The organism is Vibrio sp. 1F255 (assembly GCF_041439145.1).
Classification (GTDB): Bacteria; Pseudomonadota; Gammaproteobacteria; order Enterobacterales; family Vibrionaceae; genus Vibrio; species Vibrio crassostreae_C.
Genome location: NZ_JBGONQ010000012.1, coordinates 21,828 through 42,221, shown reverse-complemented (window position 1 = coordinate 42,221; position 20,394 = coordinate 21,828). Strand labels below are relative to the sequence as shown.

General features: G+C 45.0%; 23 protein-coding genes. 6 read left to right on the top strand and 17 right to left on the bottom strand.

Annotated elements, in window-relative coordinates:
• Positions 1 to 209: 209 nt before the first annotated feature.
• Positions 210 to 1,085 (top strand): endonuclease/exonuclease/phosphatase family protein, encoded by an 876-nt coding sequence (locus ACED41_RS09125; RefSeq protein WP_017064569.1) that lies wholly within the window; start codon positions 210 to 212, stop codon positions 1,083 to 1,085.
• A 163-nt stretch (positions 1,086 to 1,248) separates the two neighbouring features.
• Here the strand turns inward: ACED41_RS09125 and ACED41_RS09120 are convergent, their stop codons facing one another.
• The 5 genes from ACED41_RS09120 to ACED41_RS09100 form a co-directional block, all read right to left on the bottom strand.
• Complete coding sequence (locus ACED41_RS09120; RefSeq protein ID WP_016787649.1) at positions 1,249 to 1,680, bottom strand: YeeE/YedE family protein; 432 nt, start codon at positions 1,678 to 1,680, stop codon at positions 1,249 to 1,251.
• Positions 1,680 to 2,141, bottom strand: a complete 462-nt coding sequence (locus ACED41_RS09115; protein WP_010429747.1) for a YeeE/YedE family protein — start codon at positions 2,139 to 2,141, stop codon at positions 1,680 to 1,682. The genes ACED41_RS09120 and ACED41_RS09115 overlap by 1 nt, the downstream gene beginning before the upstream one ends.
• A gap of 202 nt (positions 2,142 to 2,343) precedes the next feature.
• Positions 2,344 to 3,576 (bottom strand): glycosyltransferase, encoded by a 1,233-nt coding sequence (locus ACED41_RS09110; RefSeq protein WP_371724847.1) that lies wholly within the window; start codon positions 3,574 to 3,576, stop codon positions 2,344 to 2,346.
• 97 nt (positions 3,577 to 3,673) lie between these two features.
• On the bottom strand, positions 3,674 to 4,138 hold the full coding sequence (locus ACED41_RS09105; protein ID WP_029235379.1) for a GNAT family N-acetyltransferase: 465 nt from the start codon (positions 4,136 to 4,138) through the stop codon (positions 3,674 to 3,676).
• 22 nt (positions 4,139 to 4,160) lie between these two features.
• Positions 4,161 to 5,258 (bottom strand): ketoacyl-ACP synthase III, encoded by a 1,098-nt coding sequence (locus ACED41_RS09100; RefSeq protein ID WP_102333615.1) that lies wholly within the window; start codon positions 5,256 to 5,258, stop codon positions 4,161 to 4,163.
• Positions 5,259 to 5,380: 122 nt separating this feature from the next.
• Between ACED41_RS09100 and trxC the strand changes: the two genes are divergently transcribed.
• Positions 5,381 to 5,815 (top strand): thioredoxin TrxC, encoded by a 435-nt coding sequence (trxC, locus tag ACED41_RS09095; protein WP_017060125.1) that lies wholly within the window; start codon positions 5,381 to 5,383, stop codon positions 5,813 to 5,815.
• 102 nt (positions 5,816 to 5,917) lie between these two features.
• Here trxC and ACED41_RS09090 read toward each other — a convergent pair whose 3' ends face one another.
• Together ACED41_RS09090 and ACED41_RS09085 are read right to left on the bottom strand one after the other, a co-directional pair.
• Positions 5,918 to 7,597: a GMC family oxidoreductase gene (locus tag ACED41_RS09090; protein ID WP_371724846.1), complete on the bottom strand. Its 1,680-nt coding sequence runs from the start codon at positions 7,595 to 7,597 to the stop codon at positions 5,918 to 5,920.
• Entirely contained in the window at positions 7,590 to 9,194 is a 1,605-nt protein-coding gene (locus ACED41_RS09085) for a long-chain fatty acid--CoA ligase (RefSeq protein ID WP_371724845.1), read from the bottom strand. The genes ACED41_RS09090 and ACED41_RS09085 overlap by 8 nt, the downstream gene beginning before the upstream one ends.
• Before the next feature lie 369 nt (positions 9,195 to 9,563).
• Here ACED41_RS09085 and ACED41_RS09080 point away from each other — a divergent pair, with 369 nt between their 5' ends.
• Complete coding sequence (locus ACED41_RS09080; RefSeq protein WP_017069105.1) at positions 9,564 to 10,589, top strand: AraC family transcriptional regulator; 1,026 nt, start codon at positions 9,564 to 9,566, stop codon at positions 10,587 to 10,589.
• Positions 10,590 to 10,646: 57 nt separating this feature from the next.
• On the opposite strand, the gene ACED41_RS09075 is transcribed toward ACED41_RS09080, so the two are convergent.
• Positions 10,647 to 10,886, bottom strand: coding sequence for a hypothetical protein (locus ACED41_RS09075; RefSeq protein ID WP_017060129.1), 240 nt, complete (start codon positions 10,884 to 10,886; stop codon positions 10,647 to 10,649).
• Between ACED41_RS09075 and ACED41_RS09070 the strand changes: the two genes are divergently transcribed.
• Positions 10,858 to 12,009, top strand: a complete 1,152-nt coding sequence (locus ACED41_RS09070; RefSeq protein WP_029235229.1) for an MFS transporter — start codon at positions 10,858 to 10,860, stop codon at positions 12,007 to 12,009. The genes ACED41_RS09075 and ACED41_RS09070 overlap by 29 nt on opposite strands.
• A gap of 134 nt (positions 12,010 to 12,143) precedes the next feature.
• On the opposite strand, the gene ACED41_RS09065 is transcribed toward ACED41_RS09070, so the two are convergent.
• Positions 12,144 to 13,037 carry an AraC family transcriptional regulator gene (locus tag ACED41_RS09065; protein WP_017060977.1) on the bottom strand — a complete coding sequence of 298 codons (894 nt, stop codon included), beginning with the start codon at positions 13,035 to 13,037 and terminating at the stop codon, positions 12,144 to 12,146.
• A 50-nt stretch (positions 13,038 to 13,087) separates the two neighbouring features.
• On the opposite strand from ACED41_RS09065, the gene ACED41_RS09060 reads away from it, so the two are divergent.
• A complete protein-coding gene (locus tag ACED41_RS09060; protein ID WP_371724844.1) occupies positions 13,088 to 14,485 on the top strand; it encodes an MATE family efflux transporter in 1,398 nt (465 codons plus the stop codon).
• 150 nt (positions 14,486 to 14,635) lie between these two features.
• On the opposite strand, the gene ACED41_RS09055 is transcribed toward ACED41_RS09060, so the two are convergent.
• Together ACED41_RS09055 and ACED41_RS09050 are read right to left on the bottom strand one after the other, a co-directional pair.
• Positions 14,636 to 15,031, bottom strand: a complete 396-nt coding sequence (locus tag ACED41_RS09055) for a nitrous oxide-stimulated promoter family protein (protein ID WP_017060975.1) — start codon at positions 15,029 to 15,031, stop codon at positions 14,636 to 14,638.
• Between the two features lie 3 nt (positions 15,032 to 15,034).
• A complete protein-coding gene (locus tag ACED41_RS09050) occupies positions 15,035 to 15,550 on the bottom strand; it encodes a GNAT family N-acetyltransferase (protein WP_017067858.1) in 516 nt (171 codons plus the stop codon).
• Positions 15,551 to 15,647: 97 nt separating this feature from the next.
• On the opposite strand from ACED41_RS09050, the gene ACED41_RS09045 reads away from it, so the two are divergent.
• Positions 15,648 to 15,857: a DUF2986 domain-containing protein gene (locus tag ACED41_RS09045; protein WP_017060973.1), complete on the top strand. Its 210-nt coding sequence runs from the start codon at positions 15,648 to 15,650 to the stop codon at positions 15,855 to 15,857.
• A gap of 114 nt (positions 15,858 to 15,971) precedes the next feature.
• On the opposite strand, the gene ACED41_RS09040 is transcribed toward ACED41_RS09045, so the two are convergent.
• Genes ACED41_RS09040 through ACED41_RS09015 form a run of 6 tightly spaced genes read right to left on the bottom strand, consistent with a single transcriptional unit; the run spans position 15,972 to position 20,369 of the window.
• Positions 15,972 to 16,895, bottom strand: a complete 924-nt coding sequence (locus ACED41_RS09040) for an ABC transporter substrate-binding protein (RefSeq protein ID WP_371724843.1) — start codon at positions 16,893 to 16,895, stop codon at positions 15,972 to 15,974.
• Between the two features lie 2 nt (positions 16,896 to 16,897).
• A complete protein-coding gene (locus ACED41_RS09035) occupies positions 16,898 to 17,773 on the bottom strand; it encodes a metal ABC transporter permease (RefSeq protein ID WP_065206162.1) in 876 nt (291 codons plus the stop codon).
• Positions 17,773 to 18,507 carry a metal ABC transporter ATP-binding protein gene (locus ACED41_RS09030; RefSeq protein WP_371724842.1) on the bottom strand — a complete coding sequence of 245 codons (735 nt, stop codon included), beginning with the start codon at positions 18,505 to 18,507 and terminating at the stop codon, positions 17,773 to 17,775. The genes ACED41_RS09035 and ACED41_RS09030 overlap by 1 nt, the downstream gene beginning before the upstream one ends.
• Positions 18,507 to 19,442 carry a metal ABC transporter solute-binding protein, Zn/Mn family gene (locus tag ACED41_RS09025; RefSeq protein ID WP_371724841.1) on the bottom strand — a complete coding sequence of 312 codons (936 nt, stop codon included), beginning with the start codon at positions 19,440 to 19,442 and terminating at the stop codon, positions 18,507 to 18,509. The genes ACED41_RS09030 and ACED41_RS09025 overlap by 1 nt, the downstream gene beginning before the upstream one ends.
• A 16-nt stretch (positions 19,443 to 19,458) precedes the next feature.
• A complete protein-coding gene (locus tag ACED41_RS09020; protein WP_029235381.1) occupies positions 19,459 to 20,037 on the bottom strand; it encodes a DUF6162 family protein in 579 nt (192 codons plus the stop codon).
• Positions 20,034 to 20,369, bottom strand: a complete 336-nt coding sequence (locus ACED41_RS09015) for a hypothetical protein (RefSeq protein WP_017062543.1) — start codon at positions 20,367 to 20,369, stop codon at positions 20,034 to 20,036. The genes ACED41_RS09020 and ACED41_RS09015 overlap by 4 nt, the downstream gene beginning before the upstream one ends.
• Between the last annotated feature and the right edge of the window lie 25 nt (positions 20,370 to 20,394).

The window sequence follows — 20,394 nt, the reverse complement described above, 5'->3', positions numbered from 1 at the left end:
ATTTAACGAGAACCACCAACTTTGAGTATTGATTTGGATCAATAAAAAGAGAACGCTGACTAAGATCAATTCAATATTATTACGCTAGTTCTCAAGTCGAAAAGAAACAATGTAACAATAAAAAAACTCCTAAAAAGAGTTGAATTTTTGGTAAGTGTTGTAGGATAACGGCTCATCAATATTGGCAGACAAAATTAGGGATATTTGGCATGAAACGACTTCAAAACTGGATAATGTTAGGCTGCTTACTCAGTAGCCAGACATTTGCTGAACCTTTGACCATATCCAGTTGGAATATCGAATGGTTATCAACCAACGAGGCTGTGAATAAGTTTTCTGACAAACGTGATCAAGCTGATTTCGACAAACTCGCAACTTATTTTCAATCCTTAGACGCAGACGTGGTTGCGTTTCAAGAAGTCGATAACGTAAATGCCATTCAGCGTGTGGCTGGTGATCAATACAAGATATTGATGTCTGACCGGGCGCTATCTAAGAACAGCAACCGCCAATTTAAAGAAGTGAACCAATACACGGGATTTGCAGTTCGTAAAGGAGTAGCCCTCACCGACTACGCTGACTTTCCGCTTGAAACCACATCCAACAGTAAACTTAGGTTTGCCAGCTATATCGTTGTAGAAACAAACTTTAAACCCATTCACATGTTGTCTGTGCATTTAAAGGCAGGTTGTAGCGGAGCGTATAAGTCCAACCGCGATTGCTCTCGTTTAAAAGAGCAAGCTCAGCAACTGAACAAGTGGATAAAGCAAAGAGAGCGCAATAACGAAGACTACGCCATTCTTGGCGACTTTAACCATAACCTCGCTTACTCACGAGATTGGATGTGGAAAGAGTTATCACAATATACTGATGCGCAGTTAGCGACACGAAAGACCCGTGCAGATTGTAAGGTACGCTCTAACCGCAACAATTATCGCACACATCAGTTCCGCTCTGTTATTGATCATATTGTGGTGAGTGAGTCGCTAAATGCTTCTCCTGCAAAGCAGAAGGTATTTGAAACACAAGATGTTCTGGACTACAAACTCAGCGACCACTGTCCAGTTTCAACGACTATTAAATAGTAGATTTTAGATAACAGCAGATTGTAGATAACTGAAAATAATAGAAACAGTAAATATAGAAAGAGGCTGACTGACTTTCGTGCTGAAAGCGAGTCAACCTCTATGCTTGGTCAGCTCAGAACGGATAACGTCAAAGCCAATGTAATCAGCTATAAGCTTGCTACTAACACGTTTTGTTCATACGATCCGCCAGCCACATTCCCACCAGCATGCTTATCATAAACACCCACACCGTCGGGTTGCCGCCACTTAGGCTGGTTACCGCAGGGCCTGGGCAAAAGCCTGCAATCCCCCAGCCTAAGCCAAACGCTGTAGATCCAAGAATCAGCTTTCTGTCTATCAACGGATTGTTACGGCTATCTAACGGCTCGCCATTGATGGCTTTAGCGCGCTTTTTAATGACCAGATGATAAAACGGTGCAAAGACCAATAGCGCGCCACCCATGACGAATGCCAAACTAATGTCCCAGTTACCGGTAATGTCTAAGAAGCCGAGTACCTTCTCAGGATCAACCATCCCTGAGATGATCATGCCAGAGCCAAAAAGAATACCTGCGACCAAACCGATAACGATAGTAAATGAAGCGTTTTTCATTATGCCCCCAAGCCAGTCAGATTCTTGATAAACACGGTTACGATTGCCACACCCATAAATACACAGGTCGCAACAATAGAACGTTTAGATAAACGCGCCATTCCGACAATGCCATGCCCGCTAGTACAACCGTTCGCTGTTTTAGTACCAAAGCCCACCAGAAGGCCAGCAATAATCACTAAAGCGAGATTCATCTCTTCTAACTGCGGAAGTTGGTAGCCCGTCGGAATTAATAGCCAACCACTTGCGACCATTCCCACAACAAAGGCGATACGCCAGTGTTTTTCGGTGTTTGCTGTATCCGCATCTTTACGTTCTTTGTTGCTGGTGCCAGTTGGCAATAATCGGCTGACAATGCCACTAATGCCAGCAACTCGACCAATCCCCAACATTAAAACAATGGCCGACACGCCTAACAACATGCCGCCGAAAAAAGCATCCCAAGGAATCAAACTAAGCACAAACCTCTCCTATCCACAAACATCATAAACTCATAACAACCTATAAATTAGAGTTTACTAATAAATATAAATTAGTCAATGCTAATGTACTGCGAGTATGTGTCGTTTTGTAAGTCTGGAATTAACAAGCGCCCTGCATGAAAAAAGCCCCTAGGTGTTAACCTAAGGGCTTAAGATTTATTCTGTCTTTGGTAAAGAACAGCTATTTGACCTTGTTCTTCTCAGCAATCCATTGCGACATGTACTTAGTGCTCGCCATACTATGGTGCTTAAGCATTGAACCAAAGAAATTATTCAGTCGATGCGCATCAAGCTCAGAACCTAGCGCAGTCAGTCGCTCGATCAATTTGTCGCCCAGTTGATTCTGTTCATAGTGCGCTTCAAGAATTGAATGACATTGGCTTTGAGCTTTAAGCCATTTCTTTTCATCTTTATAAAGAGCGACAGCTTGTTCAACAAACTCATCAATATCATCTGACACTGCGCCCGGCCATTGCAGTTCACCTTGCGGTAGCATGCCTTCACTGCCGATCTCGCTGGTTACATTCGGAGTTTGCAGCTTCATCGCATCAAGTAACTTGCCTTTAATGCCAGCGCCAAAACGTAATGGCGCAACACAAACACGTGCATCTTCCATCACTTCTTGAGCATCTTTAGCCCAACCTTTGATATGGAAACCGGTTTTTGGATTATGCAAAGCGGTTGCTTTCGGCGGCGGATAAGATCCATAAATATGAAGTTCAGTGTCAGGTAACTGTTTACGAATCTTCGGCCAAATCTTCTGTAACTGAAGCACTGCATCCCAGTTAGGCGCATGTCTAAAATTACCTATCGTCATGAAATGCTTACGTTCTTCAAAGCTTTTCGTACTTTCAGGCAACGTGTTGAGATCAACCATGAACGGCAGGTGATGTAATAGTTTTGGATCGATATTGAACTCAGATTGGAGCAATTCCATCTCGTAACTTGAGATGATCAACGAAAGATCACAGCGCAGGATTGCAGCGATTTCACGTTTCGCCAAGTCACTGTACAGGCGCTCTTTCGTTAACTCTGTCTCTTTCTTAACAGCTTCATGTCGAGCATTGCGTAGGAATTGTAAATCTTCAGTATCCAGTAGCTTAAAGGCATTGGGACATACCTTCTCGACGCGCCAGCCGAATTGCTCTTCCATCATAAAGCGGTCAAACATCACAACATCAGGTTGCAGCTCTTCGATGTACTGGTCAAAGCTATCGCAATTTAGCTGAATAGATTGGCTTGTAATGCCCTCTTCAGAAAGGTCAATCATATGCTCGGTTTCTTGAGCTGGCGTTGCGAACTCAACGGGCCAACCTTGTCTCTTAAATAGACGTAAAAGAGACATCATATGGCTGCCAGCCGCCGATGAATTCGGTTCTGGCCAAACGTAGCCAATTGCTAAAACTTTCTTCAAAATACTTCCTAAGAAATAACAAAAGGGCCACAGAAGCCCCTAATAAAACGTTAATCGAGTTATGCCGCTGATAATAATGGTTCTAAGAACTCAGCGATCAGATTCGTTCACCTACATTGCGAGCTATCATAAGCACTTCATCGGCTGAGTAAAAGTTTGAAATCGTGGTTTCGACTTGAGCGCCCAATGTCGACTGATAGAGCTTTTGTGCAAAGTTATCTGCTCTGGTGGTCACTAATACATGTTTTAGTGTCGAGCCCTGCTCTGATAGCTTCTGCTTCACTTGAGGCAAAGAGTCTAGAATCAGCTTTTTGCCCAATCCTTGCCCCTGAGCACTCGGTAACACAGCAAGTTGTTCTAGCTCCAAAACAGCTTCAGGCCTAAACCCACTCTTTTGAACCCAAATAATGTAGCCGACAATCTCGCCATCGCTTTCAGCAACAAAGTTAAGAAAGCGTGGCGCAGCATTTAAGTTACATTGTAACCAATTTTTTGAGTTTTGCTGTCGAACAAAAGTAGCTTGGTGAACTAAAGCCGCTCCATCGAGGTCGGCTTCTGTCATAAAACGAACTTGGGCCATGCTGCTACTCATTCTCAGAATTAGGACGCGTTTTACAGTGTAAAATGGCTCTCTCTAGAAGTTCTAATGCCGAGCTATCTGCTTCTGGAAGCTTAGCGTCCGATTGACCTAACGGCTCAACACGGCTACCCCACTTAATATGACCTGCCCCCCAAGTTAAACCGGCACCGAATGCCGCCACAAGAATGTTTGAGTTAGGTTTAACAAAGCCTTGCTCTAACGATTCACACAATGCAATCGGCACAGTCGCAGCCGATGTGTTGCCGTAGTTTTGAATGTTCACAAACGCTTTCTCACGTTCAATGCCCGCCATATCACACAGAGTTTGAATAATTCGGATGTTCGCTTGGTGCGGAATCACAACATCGATGTTTTCAGTTGAGATGCCAGTGCGACTCAATACTGTATGTGCTGCAGCGCCCATTCCTTTCACTGCACGCTTGAAGATCTCTTTACCAACGAAATCAAAATCCCAGTAACCGTTATCAGCAGCAAAGCGGTCCATAGACGTACCGAATTTTGGTACTGCTAGAATGTCACGGCCCTCTGCGTCACAACCGATTTGAGCTTCTTGTAAACCCACTTGTTCTTCAGTACGCGATAAAACCACAGCGCCAGCGCCATCACCGAATAGAACCGCAGTATCACGCTTGGTCCAGTCGATGAAGAATGAAAGACGCTCTGCACCCACAACGATCGCATTGCGGTAGTTGCCCGCTTGAATCAATCGAGTTGCTGTTTCAACACCGTAGATAAAGCCTGTACACGCTGCATTAAGGTCAAAAGCTGCTGCGCTCTTGATGCCTAAGTTCTGTTGAACTTTAGACGCGGTATTTGGAATAAGAGAGTCTGGACTGCACGTCGCTACGATCACAAGATCGATATCTTCGGCTGTTAAACCAGCACACGCCATTGCATGTTGAGCAGCAACGGTCGCTAGCTCAGAGGTATTTACATGACTGATACGACGATTTTCGATACCAGTTCGAGTACGAATCCACTCGTCAGAGGTATCAATGAAAGTGCTTAAATCATCATTGGATAGCACGGCTGGTGGCAGACACTTTCCCCAGCCCGTAATTTCAGCGTAAAATTTTGTCATCATTTACCTGTTTATTGTTTGTTTTTATTTGAGTATCTTATTCTTGTTTTAAACAGTATAAGCGTTCCGTACATGATTCGTAAATCGCGTTAGGCACGGAGACGCAATAAAAAGAGAAAGTTATGTCTACATTCAACACACGTTGCCCTTCTTGCGGTGGCGTAAACCGAGTTCCTTCAGAAAGAATTTCAGAAAGCCCTACTTGTGGTAAGTGCAAAAACGCACTTCTAGACGGTGCACCAATCGAAGGTACGTCACTGAATTTCCAATCAATTTTGAACAGTTCACAGCCTGTCGTTGTCGATTTTTGGGCGACATGGTGCAACCCATGTGTAGGTTTCGCACCTGTATTTAGCGATGTCGCTAAAGAGCGCGCTGGCGATGTTCGATTTGTTAAAATTGATACCGAAGCTCAACAGCAACTGGCGGCTATGTATCAAATCAGAAGCATCCCAACGGTGATGGTGTTCAAGAACGGTCAACGTGTTGATACGATTAACGGTGCACTGCCAAAAGGTCAATTTGATCAGTGGCTTAATCAAGCACTAACTAAGTAATACTATTGGTTAAGCTATTGATTTAGCATTACTTAATTCTAAGTAAGCACACAAAAATAGGTTAGAGAGTCTTACCAAATCAAGACTATCTAACCTACTGTTTTATTTATGGTTATCACTTAACTTCTTGAATAAAACTACAGCTTCGCCTTTCGCTTGAATATTAGATTCTTGCTTGCCAAACCCGTATTGCTGTTTGATTTGATCTGCGACTTTCTCAGCAATCATAATGGTTGGTGCATTGGTGTTTGCCCCAATCAGTGTCGGCATCACAGAAGCATCAATGACTCTCAAATTATCCAATCCATAAACTTTGAGATCTTTATCTACCACAGCTAAAGAATCGCTACTAGGTCCCATTTTACAGGTCCCGATCGGGTGATACTGAGTGTCTGCACGATTGCGAATATCTTGCTCGATAGCCTTGTCATCACTGGCGTCCACAGGGTAGAAAGCATTGCCTCGGATATCATCAAACGCGGAACTCTCTAACATTTGATACTGCTTCTTCCAGCCCTTAATCATGATCTCCATGTCTTCAGGATGACTGAAAAACGCAGGATCGATCTTAGGCGGATCATAGGGATCATTACTATTGAGCGTTACGGTGCCGTAGCTCTTCGGTCGCAATAAGGTGACATGAGAGGTAAAGCCATGACTGGTATGAATTTTTCTAGCATGGTCATCTACAACAGCGACCACAAATACAAACTCTAAATCCGGTACAGCGATATGATCTTCAGAACAGAGAAAGCCTATTCCCTCTGCAAAATTACTGCTCATTTTACCGCGGCGTTCTTTGCGCCATAGTGGTAAGGCTTTGGTCATTTCAGAGGCCATTTGCAGCGAGATACCAAAAGTTTCACGCTTTTCACTGCATTTATACGAATGTATTAAGTCGATATGATCTTGAAGGTTCTTGCCCACTCCAGGTAATTCATGAACCTGTTCGATTCCATGTGTCTCTAGTTCAGTTTGAGCACCGACACCAGACAGTAACAGCAATTGGGGAGAACCAAACGCGCCAGCGGAAAGAATCACTTCTTTGTTGCATCGTATCTGATAACGCTTTCCGCTAGAACCATATTCAACACCAATCGCCTTCTTGCCTTCAAACAAAACCTTATGTGTGGTGGCTTTAGTCACGACCGTGAGATTCGATCGTGAAAGGTTTGGCGTTAAGTAAGCCTTGGCAGCACTGCATCGTTCACCATTCAGCTGTGTTACCTGCGTCGGCATCGCCCCAAACTGAGCAGCGCCGTTAATATCCTCATTGCGAGGTACACCTATCGATTCACACGCCGTTAAATAACGTTCCAACATAGGGCTTGGCGATCTAAGATTGGCCACATTAAGAGGACCACCTTGGCCATGGAACTCATCTTGGTGGACTTCGTTGTTTTCTGCTTTCTTAAAGTAAGGCAAACAGGATTCATAGTTCCAGCCAGCATTGCCCAAGCTTTCCCATCTATCGTAGTCATAGCGATGTCCACGAGCGTACATCATGGCGTTGATAGAGCTAGAACCGCCAAGTGTCTTACCTCTAGGCTGATAGCCTTTACGACCGTTCAAACCCGGCTGTTCAACCGTTTCGAATGCCCAATTATTGAGTTTGGTTGGCATCATCGCCACCACGCCAACGGGTGTGTGAATGAATGGGCTGGTGTCTTTACCACCCGCTTCTAACAAGCAAACCGTCACATCAGGATCTTCCGACAGCCGAGAAGCCATCACACACCCAGCTGAACCACCGCCAACAATAATAAAATCATAACTATCCATTTGCCATCTCCGCTATTTCTAGTGGGTGTAACTCACGCTTCAAGATTTTTCCGGTTGCTGTCATGGGTAAGGCTTTACGAATGAATACCTTACGCGGGTATTTGTAGTCGGCGAGTTGCTCACGACACCATGCTATCAAGGCGGCACTATCACATTGCGTATGTTCGTGAAGAACCACATGCGCGTGGATCTCCTCGCCTAAATGTTCATGATGCTCGCCTACCACCGCGACCATTTCGACATCGGGGTGACACATCAACACTTCTTCGACTTCACGTGGATAAACGTTGTACCCACCACGAATAATCATGTCTTTAACACGGTCAACAATGAACAAATTGCCATGCTCATCGACGCGACCGATATCTCCCGTTAAGAACCAACCATCACGAATAGATTCAGCTGTCGCCTCTGGCCTTTGATAATAGCCTTTCATCACACTTGGGCTTTTAATGCAGACTTCGCCGAGTTCACCCATAGCGACAGAGTTGCCTTGTATATCAGTAATCTTGATGAGGTGGCCACATAAAGGCTGACCGACACTACCCGATAAACGATCGCCATCAATATGATTAAAGGTCGCAACCGGCGCCGTTTCCGAGAGCCCATAACCTTCTAAGACTGGTAATTCAAAACGAGATTCAAACTGTCGTATAACCTCAAGCGGCATAGAAGCACCGCCAGAAACACCTAACCTCAAGCTGTGTTTAACCTGTTCAGAGCGTTTGATTGTGTTTTCTAAACTATCAGAAGACTCTTCTCCCGCCTTTAATAGCGCTATATACATAGTAGGAACACCCGCAAACACGCTGACTTTATGGCTAATGATCTGTTCAATAACCAATGACGGTTCAAAACGAGGAATCAACACCATGGTGGACCCTGTTAGCACACTCGCGTTCATCATCACCGTCTGACCGAAGCTATGGAATAAAGGCAGTGTAGCCATTGTGGTGTCGCTGTACTCCAATCTCATTAGATACTGTGACGACATCGCATTGGTTTGCATGTTGGTGTGGGAAAGCTCAGCCCCTTTTGGTTGACCCGTCGTGCCAGAGGTATAAAGGATCACAGCGGTATCATCGCCATGACAAGCCACAGACTCAAAAGGAGTAAAAGGTTGTGCCAACCAATCAGCGATTGATTCATGCTCCTCATTACTTTCTAAAGTAGTGTCTGTGTTTGTTGGGATAGGCATCTCGACAAAGTGTTCACAGTGGTTTGCCTGCTCAAAACCTTGTAAACCATAGCGACCAATTGGAAGCTCTTCACTGCCGTCAAAACATAAATAGGCCTTCGCGTTAGAGTCATTAAGGTGATAAGCGATCTCTCTGGCCTTGAATAGCACGTTCAAAGGCACGACTACACAACCCGCTTTTAGAATCCCGTAATAGGCTATCGGAAAGTAAGTCACGTTCGGGCATGACAACGCTACCTTATCTCCGTTCTGCAACCCAAGTCTTTTCAAGTTAGCAGCCACGTTTCCAGAAAGTTGTTCTAACTGAGAAAAACTGATTTCATCCGATCCCATACGCAGAGCGGCTTTAGTTGGAAAAAGCGAAGCGCTACGCTCCAAATTAACAGCAAGATTGTGCATCCATGATCTCCTTGTGCGGCTTAGACCTGTTTGTGACGGTCACCGTAGACGTTCTAATCGTTGTAATAAGTCTCTTTCTTGTCATCACGAGCCTGCACATTGGTGTGTCATGTAGATAAGAGTCGTTATTGAGCAAAATGTTTGAGACGCTCCAATGTGCAGCCCAATAAATTACAACATTTCGATAACATTTCGAACAGGTTTCAAAAAGACAAAAACCGGTGATATTCGGACACAGCCTGCGCTAGCCCAATAAAACCTTGCACACATAAACCAAAATTTGGAACAAGCTTGCGAAAGTGAGAACAAGCAACAGGCGTAAATGTTAAAAGTTCGGTTAAGATATCGATATTCAACAAGAGGCAGCTTATGGAATACACCGCAGTTTACGAACCCGACATGCAAGCATTCGGCATTCTGGATCTTCAGTTGCTGCATCGTTACCTGTCGCCTGTTCTCAGTATCGAAGAGTTGCTCGAAGGCAGTAACATCGATGCTCTCCAACTCAACACACCCGATACACACATCACTTTGGCGCAAAAGCTTGCTGTGTTCAGTAATGCGTTAGCGAATTCCAACGAAGACGGATTGGGGCTTAAAGTTGGCCAACAAGCGAGGTTCAGCGATTTCGGCGTGCTCGGTTATGCGGTGTTTAGCAGCGAAACACTACTCGATGCCTTTTTAATCGGGTTTAAGTATCTGCAACTTGCTGGCCCTGTCCTCAGGAAAACCATGTCTGTAGAAGACAACATTGGTTACTTTCGCGCAGAGCAACTTATCGAACTCGATTCTTTACTGCCCTTTTGTTGTGAATACTGGTTCGCAGCGATACACAGTTTGTGCGAAGAGGTCTTACAGCAGCCCTTTCCTTCTCAAGTGATCCGCTTCCCCTATCCAAAACCTGAATACGGCGATCTATACACAGAGATTTTCCGCTGCCCGGTTGAATTCAATAGTGACCGGCTTGAATGGGAGTTCGACGCAACCACCTTGTATTCATCTCTTCCTACCGCCAACCCCATCACTTTACAGATGTGCTTAAAATCGTGTGATGACATGTTGGCAAAAGTCAGTGCACCCAGTAGCCTCAAAGAGAAAGTCTCTCAGATGCTGATTGAAAGGCCAGGATGTTACCCTTCTATAGAATCCATTTCTTCAGAACTGGGCATGTCTTCTCGAACTCTGCGTCGTCACCTGAAAGCAGCGGATACGAGCTATCAGAAGATACTGGACCATGTTCGCTTTCACCTTTCCCGGCACTACCTTTCTTCAACTCGAATGAGTATTGAAGAGATATCTGAACGAGTTGGCTTTTCTGATAGCGCTAACTTTCGTCATGCCTTTCGTAAGTGGAGTGGTAACTCGCCACGTCAATACCGTAAAGAAACTGTCTAACACTTAAAATCCCACTCAATCCAAATCATAAAAAGACAATCACGCTGCAATCTTTTTCTAAATTAAACCACCAATGAACAACGGCTTAACGACTTTTTGCCCGCATAAAATCTCGCCAAACCACCAAATATCGCAACCGTATTTTAGTTTAGTTGGTCGATAAATTTCCTTTATCTTAACGACCATTTTTATTTGTTTTACCCAATTCAGTTTCTCCCCCATAGTCGCGGAAAATTCATCGTTTCTTTTACTATCAGAGGCTCCTGCATTGGACAACATCCAACCAACAACTCGCATAACTGTTCCTGTTATTGCATTGTCTTTTTACGCGATCGCTTCAGGCTACTTAATGAGTTCATTACCATTAATGCTGTCTGAGTATGGCTTAGACAAAGATCTATCGAGTTGGTTGGCGAGTGCATTCTATGCAGGTCTACTGGCTGGTACATTATTGATTGAACGTGCCATTGCGCGTGTTGGCCACAAAGATGCGTTCGTCATCGCATTGAGTGTGTTCATCGCAACGATCCTTGTATTGCCATTGATCCCACACCAAGCAGTATGGCTACTAGCTCGCTTTGTGGCTGGTGTGGCGGTTGCAGGTATCTTCGTGATTGTAGAGTCTTGGCTAATGAGCGGCGACGAGTCACAACGCGCAAAACGTCTCGCTATCTACATGTGTTCACTGTACGGCGGTTCTGCAGTTGGTCAGCTTGGTATCGGTTACCTAGGTATTACTGGTGGCGTACCTTTCATCGCAATGTTCACCCTTCTGTTTGGTGCGATCATTGTGCTGATGTACGGACAAGCAACTCCACCACAGATCCACGATGCGCAATCTTTGTCTTTAAAGCAGATCAGCAAATTAAGCCACAGCGCGCTAATTGGCTGCATTGTTTCCGGATTAACGCTAGGTGCGATTTACGGCTTGATGCCAGTTGAACTTGCTCAACGTAACATTGCACACGAAGACATTGGTGGTTTGATGGCTTTGGTTATCATGGGTGGTATGGCTGTACAGCCGATGGTGACTTGGTTATCTCACCACGTAGGACAAGTGTTATTAATGGCTCTGTTCTGCCTGCTAGGGGTTGCAAGCATTGGTGTGCTGACTATCAATCACGATTTCTACGTACTAGGCATGAGCTTGTTCGTATTAGGCATGGCCACATTTGCGCTATACCCAATCGCGATTAACTTAGGTTGCCGTAACCTTGACCCAAGCTACTTGGTGTCAGTGACTCAAATCATGCTACTTTGCTACAGCATCGGTTCTGTTGCGGGACCAATCGTTGCAGACAGCTTTATGGATTCACAAGCAGGATTGTTCACTTACCTGTTCGCGTCTCTACTTGCTACAACGATCTACATGTTGATTGCTAGCCTAAAGCGCTCTCACCTACAGATTGCAGGCGAGTAAGCTTAAATAGACAGACACTAGATGCGTGTCATTAGGGCTCCGAGTTCAGACTTTATGTCTAAGCGAAGGGCCCTTTTCAACTCATGCCTATATGTAACCTTCTTCTCCCACACTTCTCATTTCATCGTGCAAGGCTAACCAAGAAGTCGATGGCTCTTTCGATATTGACTGGGTGATAAACCGAAATGCTTTTTGAAGCGATGCGAAAAGTTATAAGGATCTTTGTAGCCCAAGCGATTAGCAATCATAGAAACTGACCAATCTTGATATTTCAACAGGCTGGTGGCTTTATCCATGCGTAATTGAATCAATTTACTGCGTGGCGACAGGTTAAATAGCGTCTTGGTGACTCGATTGAGCTGCTCTTCACTGATGAACACTCTTTCGGCCATCCCTGCCACTGTCCATGGCTGGTGCAGACTACTTTCAATTTCGTTATAGAGCGCTTGAACACGTGCAGTGGTGCTGGTCGACTTAGGCTCAAACCCCGTCAAGGTTCGGATAATTTCACTCAAGAGTAACTTACGGTAACTGGCTCTACCGCCTATCTCAAAGTAAACCAAGTTCATTAATGACCAGATCTGCTCACACTCTCCAAAAGGCACAATCCCCTGTCCTAAACTTGCTATGTGCTGCCATTGCTTGGTGTCAGGCGTCAGCATCCACGCCATTTTCCAATAATTATATTGAGGATCGAGTTCAAAACGAAATGGGGTTTCAGCAGGAAGCACCACGAGTGTATAAGGTGTAATCGCTTGGACCGATGTTGCGGTTGTTAGAATGCCGCCACCTTCCATAGTGAAAATCAACGTATGAACATTAACGGATTCGCGCTCAACCCAGTAGCCATCATATAGCTTCGCCATGCCGCCCATATAGACACCAAAGCTTTTCATCTCTGGAATATCTTCAACGGTCAAAAAACGTTCTTTGCACTGTTCAGCGAGAAAAACATCATCATGCCAAGTTGATTTTGGTCTCATTGAATCAATGACGGATTCGCACAGGTTTTGTTGTTTTTTAAACATGTTGTTACTTCGCTCAAATCACTATAGTTCTGCCATAAATCGGAGAGCTTATGACAACTAACATCAACCCTAACTCATCTATGAATAACAAGCCAGAGAGCATCTTACCTCGTATCGTTAAACTGGGTTTACCTGTTGCTTTACAAAGTGCGCTTGTCGCTATTCTTGCCCTTGCTGACGTATTAATGGTCAGTGATTATGGTATGGAAGCAGCTGCGGCTGTGGGAATTGCATCAAAATGGCACTTCGTTGCTATTATGATTATGGCAGGGTTGGCCTCAGCAAACGGAACATTAGTCGCTCAATACTGGGGAAAGAACGACCGAAAAAGCGCGCGAACGGTATCATCTATCGCAATGGTGTTTGGCTTAAAAGTTCTGCTGCCTGTTACTGCAATCATCACTCTTGGTTCTCAGTTTTTAATGATGTTGCAGACCAGCGATCAAACCGTGATTGAACTTGGCGCGACTTACCTGTGGTATGGATTCCCTGTTCTTCTTCTGACTCACATTGTGGTCGTGGTAGAAGCAAGCATGCGCTCATCAGGTGACACCGTAACACCACTATTGCTTGGTGCGGTCACGATTGCCCTCAACATCGCACTTAACTTCGTACTCATTAAAGGTGCCTTCGGTATTCCAGCGATGGGCGTTTCAGGTGCGGCATTGGCAACCACTTTAGCGCGCTTGATTCAAGTGGGTTTGATGTATGGCTATATGCGCATGCGTAAACACTGGTTGTTAACCACGCCTAGCTCACCACATCGTCCATCATTGTGGCTATCTTACCGTCGTATTGCTTTGCCACTAACGATGAATGCCGTGTTATGGGCAATGGGTACTATGGCATACCAAATGATCTTCGGTCACATGGGCACAACGGAACTTGCTGTGTTCTCTATGCTCGCGCCTTTTGAGTCGCTGTGTTACTCGATATTCTTTGGTATTTCTGTAGCGTGTTCCGTGTTGCTTGGTCACTCACTCGGTCGTGATGAGTTTGATGACGCTATGAGTATGGGTCTGACGTTCATCAAAGCCGTGGTTGGTTTTGGTGCGGTTGTAGGCTTGCTATTGTTTATGGGTAAAGAGCACGTTCTGTCATGGCTAAACCTGACCAAAGACGCTTTATACCCGCTTGCTTCACCTGCGATGATGATCATGTGCTTTGCGGTCGTGATTCGCATGCTCAACATGGTGATCATTAACGGTATTATTCGTGCTGGTGGTGATAATGCGTTCTGCCTTCGCATGGATTTCATCGCGATGTGGATGGTGGGCATTCCAGTATGTGTTTACGGCGCGTTTGTCGCTGAATGGGACTTTAAATACATCTATGGTTTGATGTTGGTAGAAGAAGTGGTGAAGTTAGCTATATGCTCGCACCGATACTTGAGCCGACGCTGGATCAACAACCTCACAGTTACCTACGACGAGCCTCAAGCGGCATAAGTTACCGGTCTACCTAGCGAACCTACTAGCTACCTAGCTGCATTCAAGCTTAGATAGAAGTGTATCTACATCAAAAAGGTCTGAGTAATCAGACCTTTTTTGCTTCGATTACTTTCACATTACACATACTTTCACACAGTAAACAATGTGTTACTTCTTATTCATTCGGATATGGCGGTTCGACACATTCGGCAATGGCTTCTCTGGCACTTTCCGCTTCTCATGTATCAAATGTCGTATCGCTAAAATCGGATGCTTGAGTAGCATTCTTGGCCCGGCATAGCGCATCACCAATCGCATTTGCTCTTTCGGGTCTGGTTTATAGCAATGAATCGGACACTTATTACAGGTCGGTTTTGCTTCGCCATAAGGACATCTATCCAGTCGTGTTTCGGCGTAACGCAACAGTTGCTCACACTCCTCACATAACGCGTTATTCTGACGAACTTCACCGTGGTGATCTTTGCAATAGATGTGCACCATCGCAATAACGGTTTTGTACTCCGTTGCGAGCTCACCTTGTAGAATATTGTTATGTTGGAACATGTTTTAATTACCTAATGAGAAACCGTACAGGTTGAGATTAACGCTTTCGCTTATCACATCTTCAACTCGCTCGAACACAAAGCCTAACTTAGTCAGTAGTGTGATACTTCGAATGTTATCAGAGGTAGTGATGGCAACTAAATGATCGATATCAGCATTCTGCTTAGCTTGTTCAATTATCGCCTCCGCGGCTTCTTGGGCAAAGCCTTGACCATAAAACTCAGGAGCAAACCCGTAGCCAATATCATGCGACGCTAAGGTGTCTCTTTTTATTAATCCGCAGATACCAATTGGCGTTGAAGTTTCTTTGATTTCAACCATCAACAAACAGACACCCTTCTCTTCATGCATCTTAAGAATGTTGTTTTCAATGTACTCGACAGCCTTTTCAGTGTCGTTGATTTCCTTATCACCAATGTAACGCAGGAAATCTTCTGAGCTGTATAGTCGTTGAATAAACGCCGCATCTTGAGGTGTGATCATTCTTAATCTTAAACGTTCGGTCTCGACTGACTGCATAGTGATATTTTCCTTGCTGAATACCATGTAAATATTGAGTTCTAGAGCTAAAATGATTATCCTCCACCGCCTAAACTAAATACAAGGCTATGCAGCAATGAACCGTAAGAAAAAAATCAATCAAATTCTAAAAAAGAAGCAGAAACAGGCGAATTCTAAACTGCATAGTAGCAACAAGCCTCGCTACATCTCTAAAGCTGACCGTGCAAAAATGGAAGCTGAAGAACAAGCGAAAGCAGCTCAAGAGCAAGCTGAAGGTTCAGTAGAAGCAACTGTTGAAGCTGAAGAGACAAAAGCTGCAGAGTAAGTTTATACTCGCAGTCCTCTTGTCTGACACTCTTTTCAGAGCCAACAGACAAGAACAAAAAAGCAGCCTCAAATTGGGCTGCTTTTTTGATCCTACCATTTTTAATCGCGCTGGTTAGCCTTTGAATGGCTGCACTTCCCAACGGGCAAACGGCGCTTTTGCGTTGATTCCCGCTCTGCCCCAACGATCAACAGAATCCACTACCAAGATACGCTCATTCGGTACCAATGATTTAATCAAGTTGCTTGGCTTTTTCGCTGTAACTAACCATAGAGCATCATCTTCCGAAAACATCTCTTTAAGCTTGGCTTTGTCCTGCTCTGTCCATTCCAGTTCAGCTTTGAACATGCGTTCTTCAACAAACAGTTGGCTGCCAGAAGCGAAATCTTCCAAGCTTTCTGAAAGCAACAATACTGAATCTACGTCATTGTCGAGCAATACTGCTTGCTGCTTGTTGATCAGTTCACGAACATCCAACATCACACGTTGTAAGTTGCTATCAATCGTTTCAGCTTGCGCAGGCCACAACAACTTAAAGTCATCAGCCACAATTGCCGCCATACGCGTTAGATTGGTTGGGTTTAACCACGCGTATTTAGACACTTCACCATTTGATAACGTCAGCGCAGCAACGCCTTGTGCACGCGGTGTAATCGCTTGAGCGGCATCAACCTCAACTAAACGGATATTGCTTTGTCTTGCGTATACAAACGTAGGGTCGGCTTGCCAGATCGATGACAACGTTACCGCAACGGTCGCCTTTTCACCCGATTGAAGCACTTTACTCGCACCCTTGGTACCAAACCAATTCGACAGACGGTCAATACCGTAGCGCTTAGGTGGTAGATATTCGGTCGTAATGTCCGTGCCTTTGGTTAGCTCTGTCGCCAATGCATAAGTCACAGGTGTACTGGTTAGGATGTCTTCTGCATTCACGTTCAGTGACATCACAGAACCAGCCATTAATACACTACCAAGTACACTCACTTGAGCCGTTGCTTTTACTGAGCTAGCGATACGATTCATTAAACAAGTCATGATTACGCCTTTCTTACAATTCGGTATAGTGTTGCTGCTAGGAAAAACGTTGCAGAAACGATGATGATTGAAGCGCCCGATGGCACTGGCAGTTTGAGTTCCATAGGCAACACGGTTCCAACCAAACATGCGATGGTTGCGAGTAATGCCGACAAGAGAACAAAGCTCCCCATACGTTTAGTTAACAATCGAGCGGTCGCACCTGGAATCAACAATAACGCACCCACTAGAACTGCACCTACGATCTTCACGGCCGCAATTGTCACTAAGGTGATCATCATGACAAACAAGTAATCGTAAAAGCTGGTGTTGTAACCACGAACCTTAGCTATATCAGGGCTGATACAAGTCAGGAGAATGCGGTTGAATGTCGGTATCAAGAGCAAGATGATGATCGCGCAACTACCTGCGAGAATCGCTAAGTCTTGGTCTGTTACCGTAAGAATCGAGCCAAACAGTACGTTTTCAAGCATGTGGATATTGATCTTACGAGCAACATACATCAGTAACGCCGCACCCACTGCCAGTGCTAAAGCAAGGAAAACGCCAACTAAAGTATCGTATGGCACATTGGTTCTGTTTCTTACAAAGTGAAGAAGCAGCGCGAAGATCATACAGAAGCTAAACAAACCAATAATTGGGTTTTCTGGTGGCTCGCCAAGCAAAACACCAATAGCGATACCGGTTAACGCTGCGTGGCCGACGGCTTCTGAGAAGAAAGCCAGACGCTTGGCAATCACCAAAGTACCCAGACCACCTAACAGAGGACCAAGTAGTAACGCTGCAACCAAAGCATTGACCATGAAGGCATACATGAAACTGTCTGATAACCAGCCCGCTTCCACGCCACTAATGGCTAGTTGTCGTAACCAATCCATTACGCAACCTCCTTCGATTTGGTCATCGCAGAGCCACTGCTGTAGTGCTGGAACAGGCTCTCGATTTTACTTGGGTGTAAGACTTGTTCGTGTGGGCCACTATCAACCAAGAATCGATTCACAACATGTACGTTCGCTTCGAGTCGACGCACTGCCGTGACATCGTGGTGTACCGCAAGGATCGTACGACCTTCACTAACACATTCACGAATTAACGATTCAAGATAACGAACGCCCTGCTCGTCCATACCCGTGGTTGGTTCATCCAACACCAGTAGACTTGGGTTATCTAATAGCGCTTGGGCAAACAGCACGCGTTGCTGCTCACCACCCGATAACTGTCCCATGCGGCGGTCGCTACGAGTAGCCATACCAACGCGATCTAATTGTGCGAGTGCAAGATCCAATTGCTTAGATTTACGACGCCAAAACAATGGGATTCGTGTTTGGTTAAGCAGTACGAAGTCCATTACAGTCAAAGGCAAGCTAGACTCGAAGGTCGCTTTTTGAGGTACGTAACCAATACTCTGCTTTTCTGGCCAGTGGATATTGATTTGGCCAGAGAAAGGCGCAAGGCCAAGCACAGAGCGCAGTAATGAAGTTTTACCGCCACCGTTTGGCCCCATGATTACATGGCACTCACCCGCTTTAAGTTCTAGTGAGATATCGTCAAGAATGACGTTGTTGTCATATTGCAGACCGAGTTGATTGATTGAAATCGATGGACCTAACATTATGCGTTCCCGCTTTTAGCTTGGTTCGCCGCCGCAAATTTCATTGCTTCGATTAATGTCTCGAGATTCTTCTGCATCTCAACTTCTACTTTGTCGTCTTCATATTCGCCATGCGTCATGTGAGAGAAACGGTAAAGCTGAACACCCGTTTCCGCTTCAATCGTGTCAACAAAACGGTTTGGCATGTTTAGCTCGTAGAACAACACGTCAATGCCCGATGCGCGGATCTTTTCGATCGTTTCTTGCAACTGGCTCGCAGTTGGTTCAACACCGTGTGCAGGCTCAATCACCGCCGCAACATCCACACCAAATTCTTGAAGGATGTAGCCATACGCATTGTGCGTGGTCGCCACCTTCATACCTGAAGTATCTAACTCACCTAATGACAACATCGCATCGCGCTTCATAAAGCGAAATTGCTTTGCGTATTTACGTGCATTCTTACGATAAAAAGCCGCGTTGTCAGGGTCGAGCTTAGAGACCTCACTCGCGATGGTGTAAACCTTTTGAATTGTTGTCGAAAGCCCAACAAAGGTATGTGGGTTAACGGCACCTTGACCAACAGACTGACCAAGAGCAGGAAGTAGAGGCACTTCTTTGTTTGCTTCGATCACGACTAGGTCATCACGTTGCGCGGCTGAAATCACTTTAAGCGCGAAGTCATCGTGACCAATACCGTTTACCACGATGGCGTCCATCTGGCTCAATCTCTTCAAGTCGTTCGGTTGTGGCAAGTAGTTATGCGGATTAAAGCCGGCATCAACCAAAGGAAGGATGTTCACTTTGTCGCCTACTACTGCTTTTACGTAGCTGTAGTAAGGTTGAAGCGTGATACCAATCGTCAGCTTGTTGCTGTCGATCTTATATTCTTTTGCCAATGCATTGGGTGCCATGAACACCGCTAATAACGACATGAACAGAGTCATAATTCGCATAGTAATTCTCTTATTATTAGTGAGCATCGCTTTCATGATGCTGTTCAATTTCTGATTCGTTCACGACCATTTTCCAACCCGTAGACTCTAGCGTGTGTTGGTCAAAAGTAGCGGGCTGTTTCGCTACACCGCCCAAGAAGATCCAGATTTCAGGAGAAACGCTGTTCGCATTTAAAATAAAGGAATCCGCAAAACCATGATCGGTAGGCGTAGCTTGTTCACTTGGAGTAGAAAAGTAATAACCACGCTCGTCCAGTACCCAAGCATGAGAACCTTTGCGCTTCCAACTCTGATCTTCTACAAACGGGGCAACCCATTCATCTTTAAGTGATGCAACACTCGGCCATTCACCATCTGAGTCCATGCGCAGGTCACGGATTTCTTCATGCGCTAAACGCAGCTCTGATAGCATCGCCAAGTTTTCTTGTTCAACATCAGTCACTAGAATTTGATGATCAAGCACTGCTTTAACGTGGGATTCAGCCTGATGAAATGGGATTGCGACAGTTGCAAAGCAAAGGATGAACACAATGATCAGTCCTACCCATTTGCCCTCTCTGCCGCCCGTATCAGCACGTACGCTTTGAATCATCATTTTTCACTGATCTCTACAACATCAACTTCAACTGGAAACTCATGACCTGAATCGAACACAAGGTAGAACTCAGTGTCAGGATGTGGGAATTCAACGATAGAACGTTTATCTGTCATCTCTTTTGCAATCAAGTTGTCTTCGTAATCGTACATCTCAACTGCGTAATCAATCGCTTTGCTGCCATCCGAATAACCCGCTTCACAAGCAACAGTCTTACCTTCAAACCAGCAGCTCATCAGTGGAAAGTGTGCTTGCGCAGGTAATGCAGCGAAACCAAGTCCCAATGCTAAGCAAGGAGTCATTAAAGCGTTAAGTTTTGTTTTTATTGTCATGGTTCGTACCCTAGCCACAGTGCAA

Excerpts from the sequence above, each read along its gene's own strand:
- ACED41_RS09060 (WP_371724844.1), top strand. The coding sequence starts at position 13,088 with ATGACAACTAACATCAACCCTAACTCATCTATGAATAACAAGCCAGAG.
- ACED41_RS09030 (WP_371724842.1), bottom strand. The coding sequence starts at position 18,507 with ATGTTAGGTCCATCGATTTCAATCAATCAACTCGGTCTGCAATATGAC.
- trxC (WP_017060125.1), top strand. The coding sequence starts at position 5,381 with ATGTCTACATTCAACACACGTTGCCCTTCTTGCGGTGGCGTAAACCGA.
- ACED41_RS09120 (WP_016787649.1), bottom strand. The coding sequence starts at position 1,680 with ATGAAAAACGCTTCATTTACTATCGTTATCGGTTTGGTCGCAGGTATT.
- ACED41_RS09055 (WP_017060975.1), bottom strand. The coding sequence starts at position 15,031 with ATGTTCCAACATAACAATATTCTACAAGGTGAGCTCGCAACGGAGTAC.
- ACED41_RS09040 (WP_371724843.1), bottom strand. The coding sequence starts at position 16,895 with ATGACTTGTTTAATGAATCGTATCGCTAGCTCAGTAAAAGCAACGGCT.
- ACED41_RS09035 (WP_065206162.1), bottom strand. The coding sequence starts at position 17,773 with ATGGATTGGTTACGACAACTAGCCATTAGTGGCGTGGAAGCGGGCTGG.
- ACED41_RS09125 (WP_017064569.1), top strand. The coding sequence starts at position 210 with ATGAAACGACTTCAAAACTGGATAATGTTAGGCTGCTTACTCAGTAGC.
- ACED41_RS09080 (WP_017069105.1), top strand. The coding sequence starts at position 9,564 with ATGGAATACACCGCAGTTTACGAACCCGACATGCAAGCATTCGGCATT.
- ACED41_RS09105 (WP_029235379.1), bottom strand. The coding sequence starts at position 4,138 with ATGACAGAAGCCGACCTCGATGGAGCGGCTTTAGTTCACCAAGCTACT.
- ACED41_RS09020 (WP_029235381.1), bottom strand. The coding sequence starts at position 20,037 with ATGATGATTCAAAGCGTACGTGCTGATACGGGCGGCAGAGAGGGCAAA.
- ACED41_RS09050 (WP_017067858.1), bottom strand. The coding sequence starts at position 15,550 with ATGCAGTCAGTCGAGACCGAACGTTTAAGATTAAGAATGATCACACCT.
- ACED41_RS09090 (WP_371724846.1), bottom strand. The coding sequence starts at position 7,597 with ATGGATAGTTATGATTTTATTATTGTTGGCGGTGGTTCAGCTGGGTGT.
- ACED41_RS09100 (WP_102333615.1), bottom strand. The coding sequence starts at position 5,258 with ATGACAAAATTTTACGCTGAAATTACGGGCTGGGGAAAGTGTCTGCCA.
- ACED41_RS09025 (WP_371724841.1), bottom strand. The coding sequence starts at position 19,442 with ATGCGAATTATGACTCTGTTCATGTCGTTATTAGCGGTGTTCATGGCA.
- ACED41_RS09015 (WP_017062543.1), bottom strand. The coding sequence starts at position 20,369 with ATGACAATAAAAACAAAACTTAACGCTTTAATGACTCCTTGCTTAGCA.
- ACED41_RS09065 (WP_017060977.1), bottom strand. The coding sequence starts at position 13,037 with ATGTTTAAAAAACAACAAAACCTGTGCGAATCCGTCATTGATTCAATG.
- ACED41_RS09075 (WP_017060129.1), bottom strand. The coding sequence starts at position 10,886 with ATGCGAGTTGTTGGTTGGATGTTGTCCAATGCAGGAGCCTCTGATAGT.
- ACED41_RS09045 (WP_017060973.1), top strand. The coding sequence starts at position 15,648 with ATGAACCGTAAGAAAAAAATCAATCAAATTCTAAAAAAGAAGCAGAAA.
- ACED41_RS09085 (WP_371724845.1), bottom strand. The coding sequence starts at position 9,194 with ATGCACAATCTTGCTGTTAATTTGGAGCGTAGCGCTTCGCTTTTTCCA.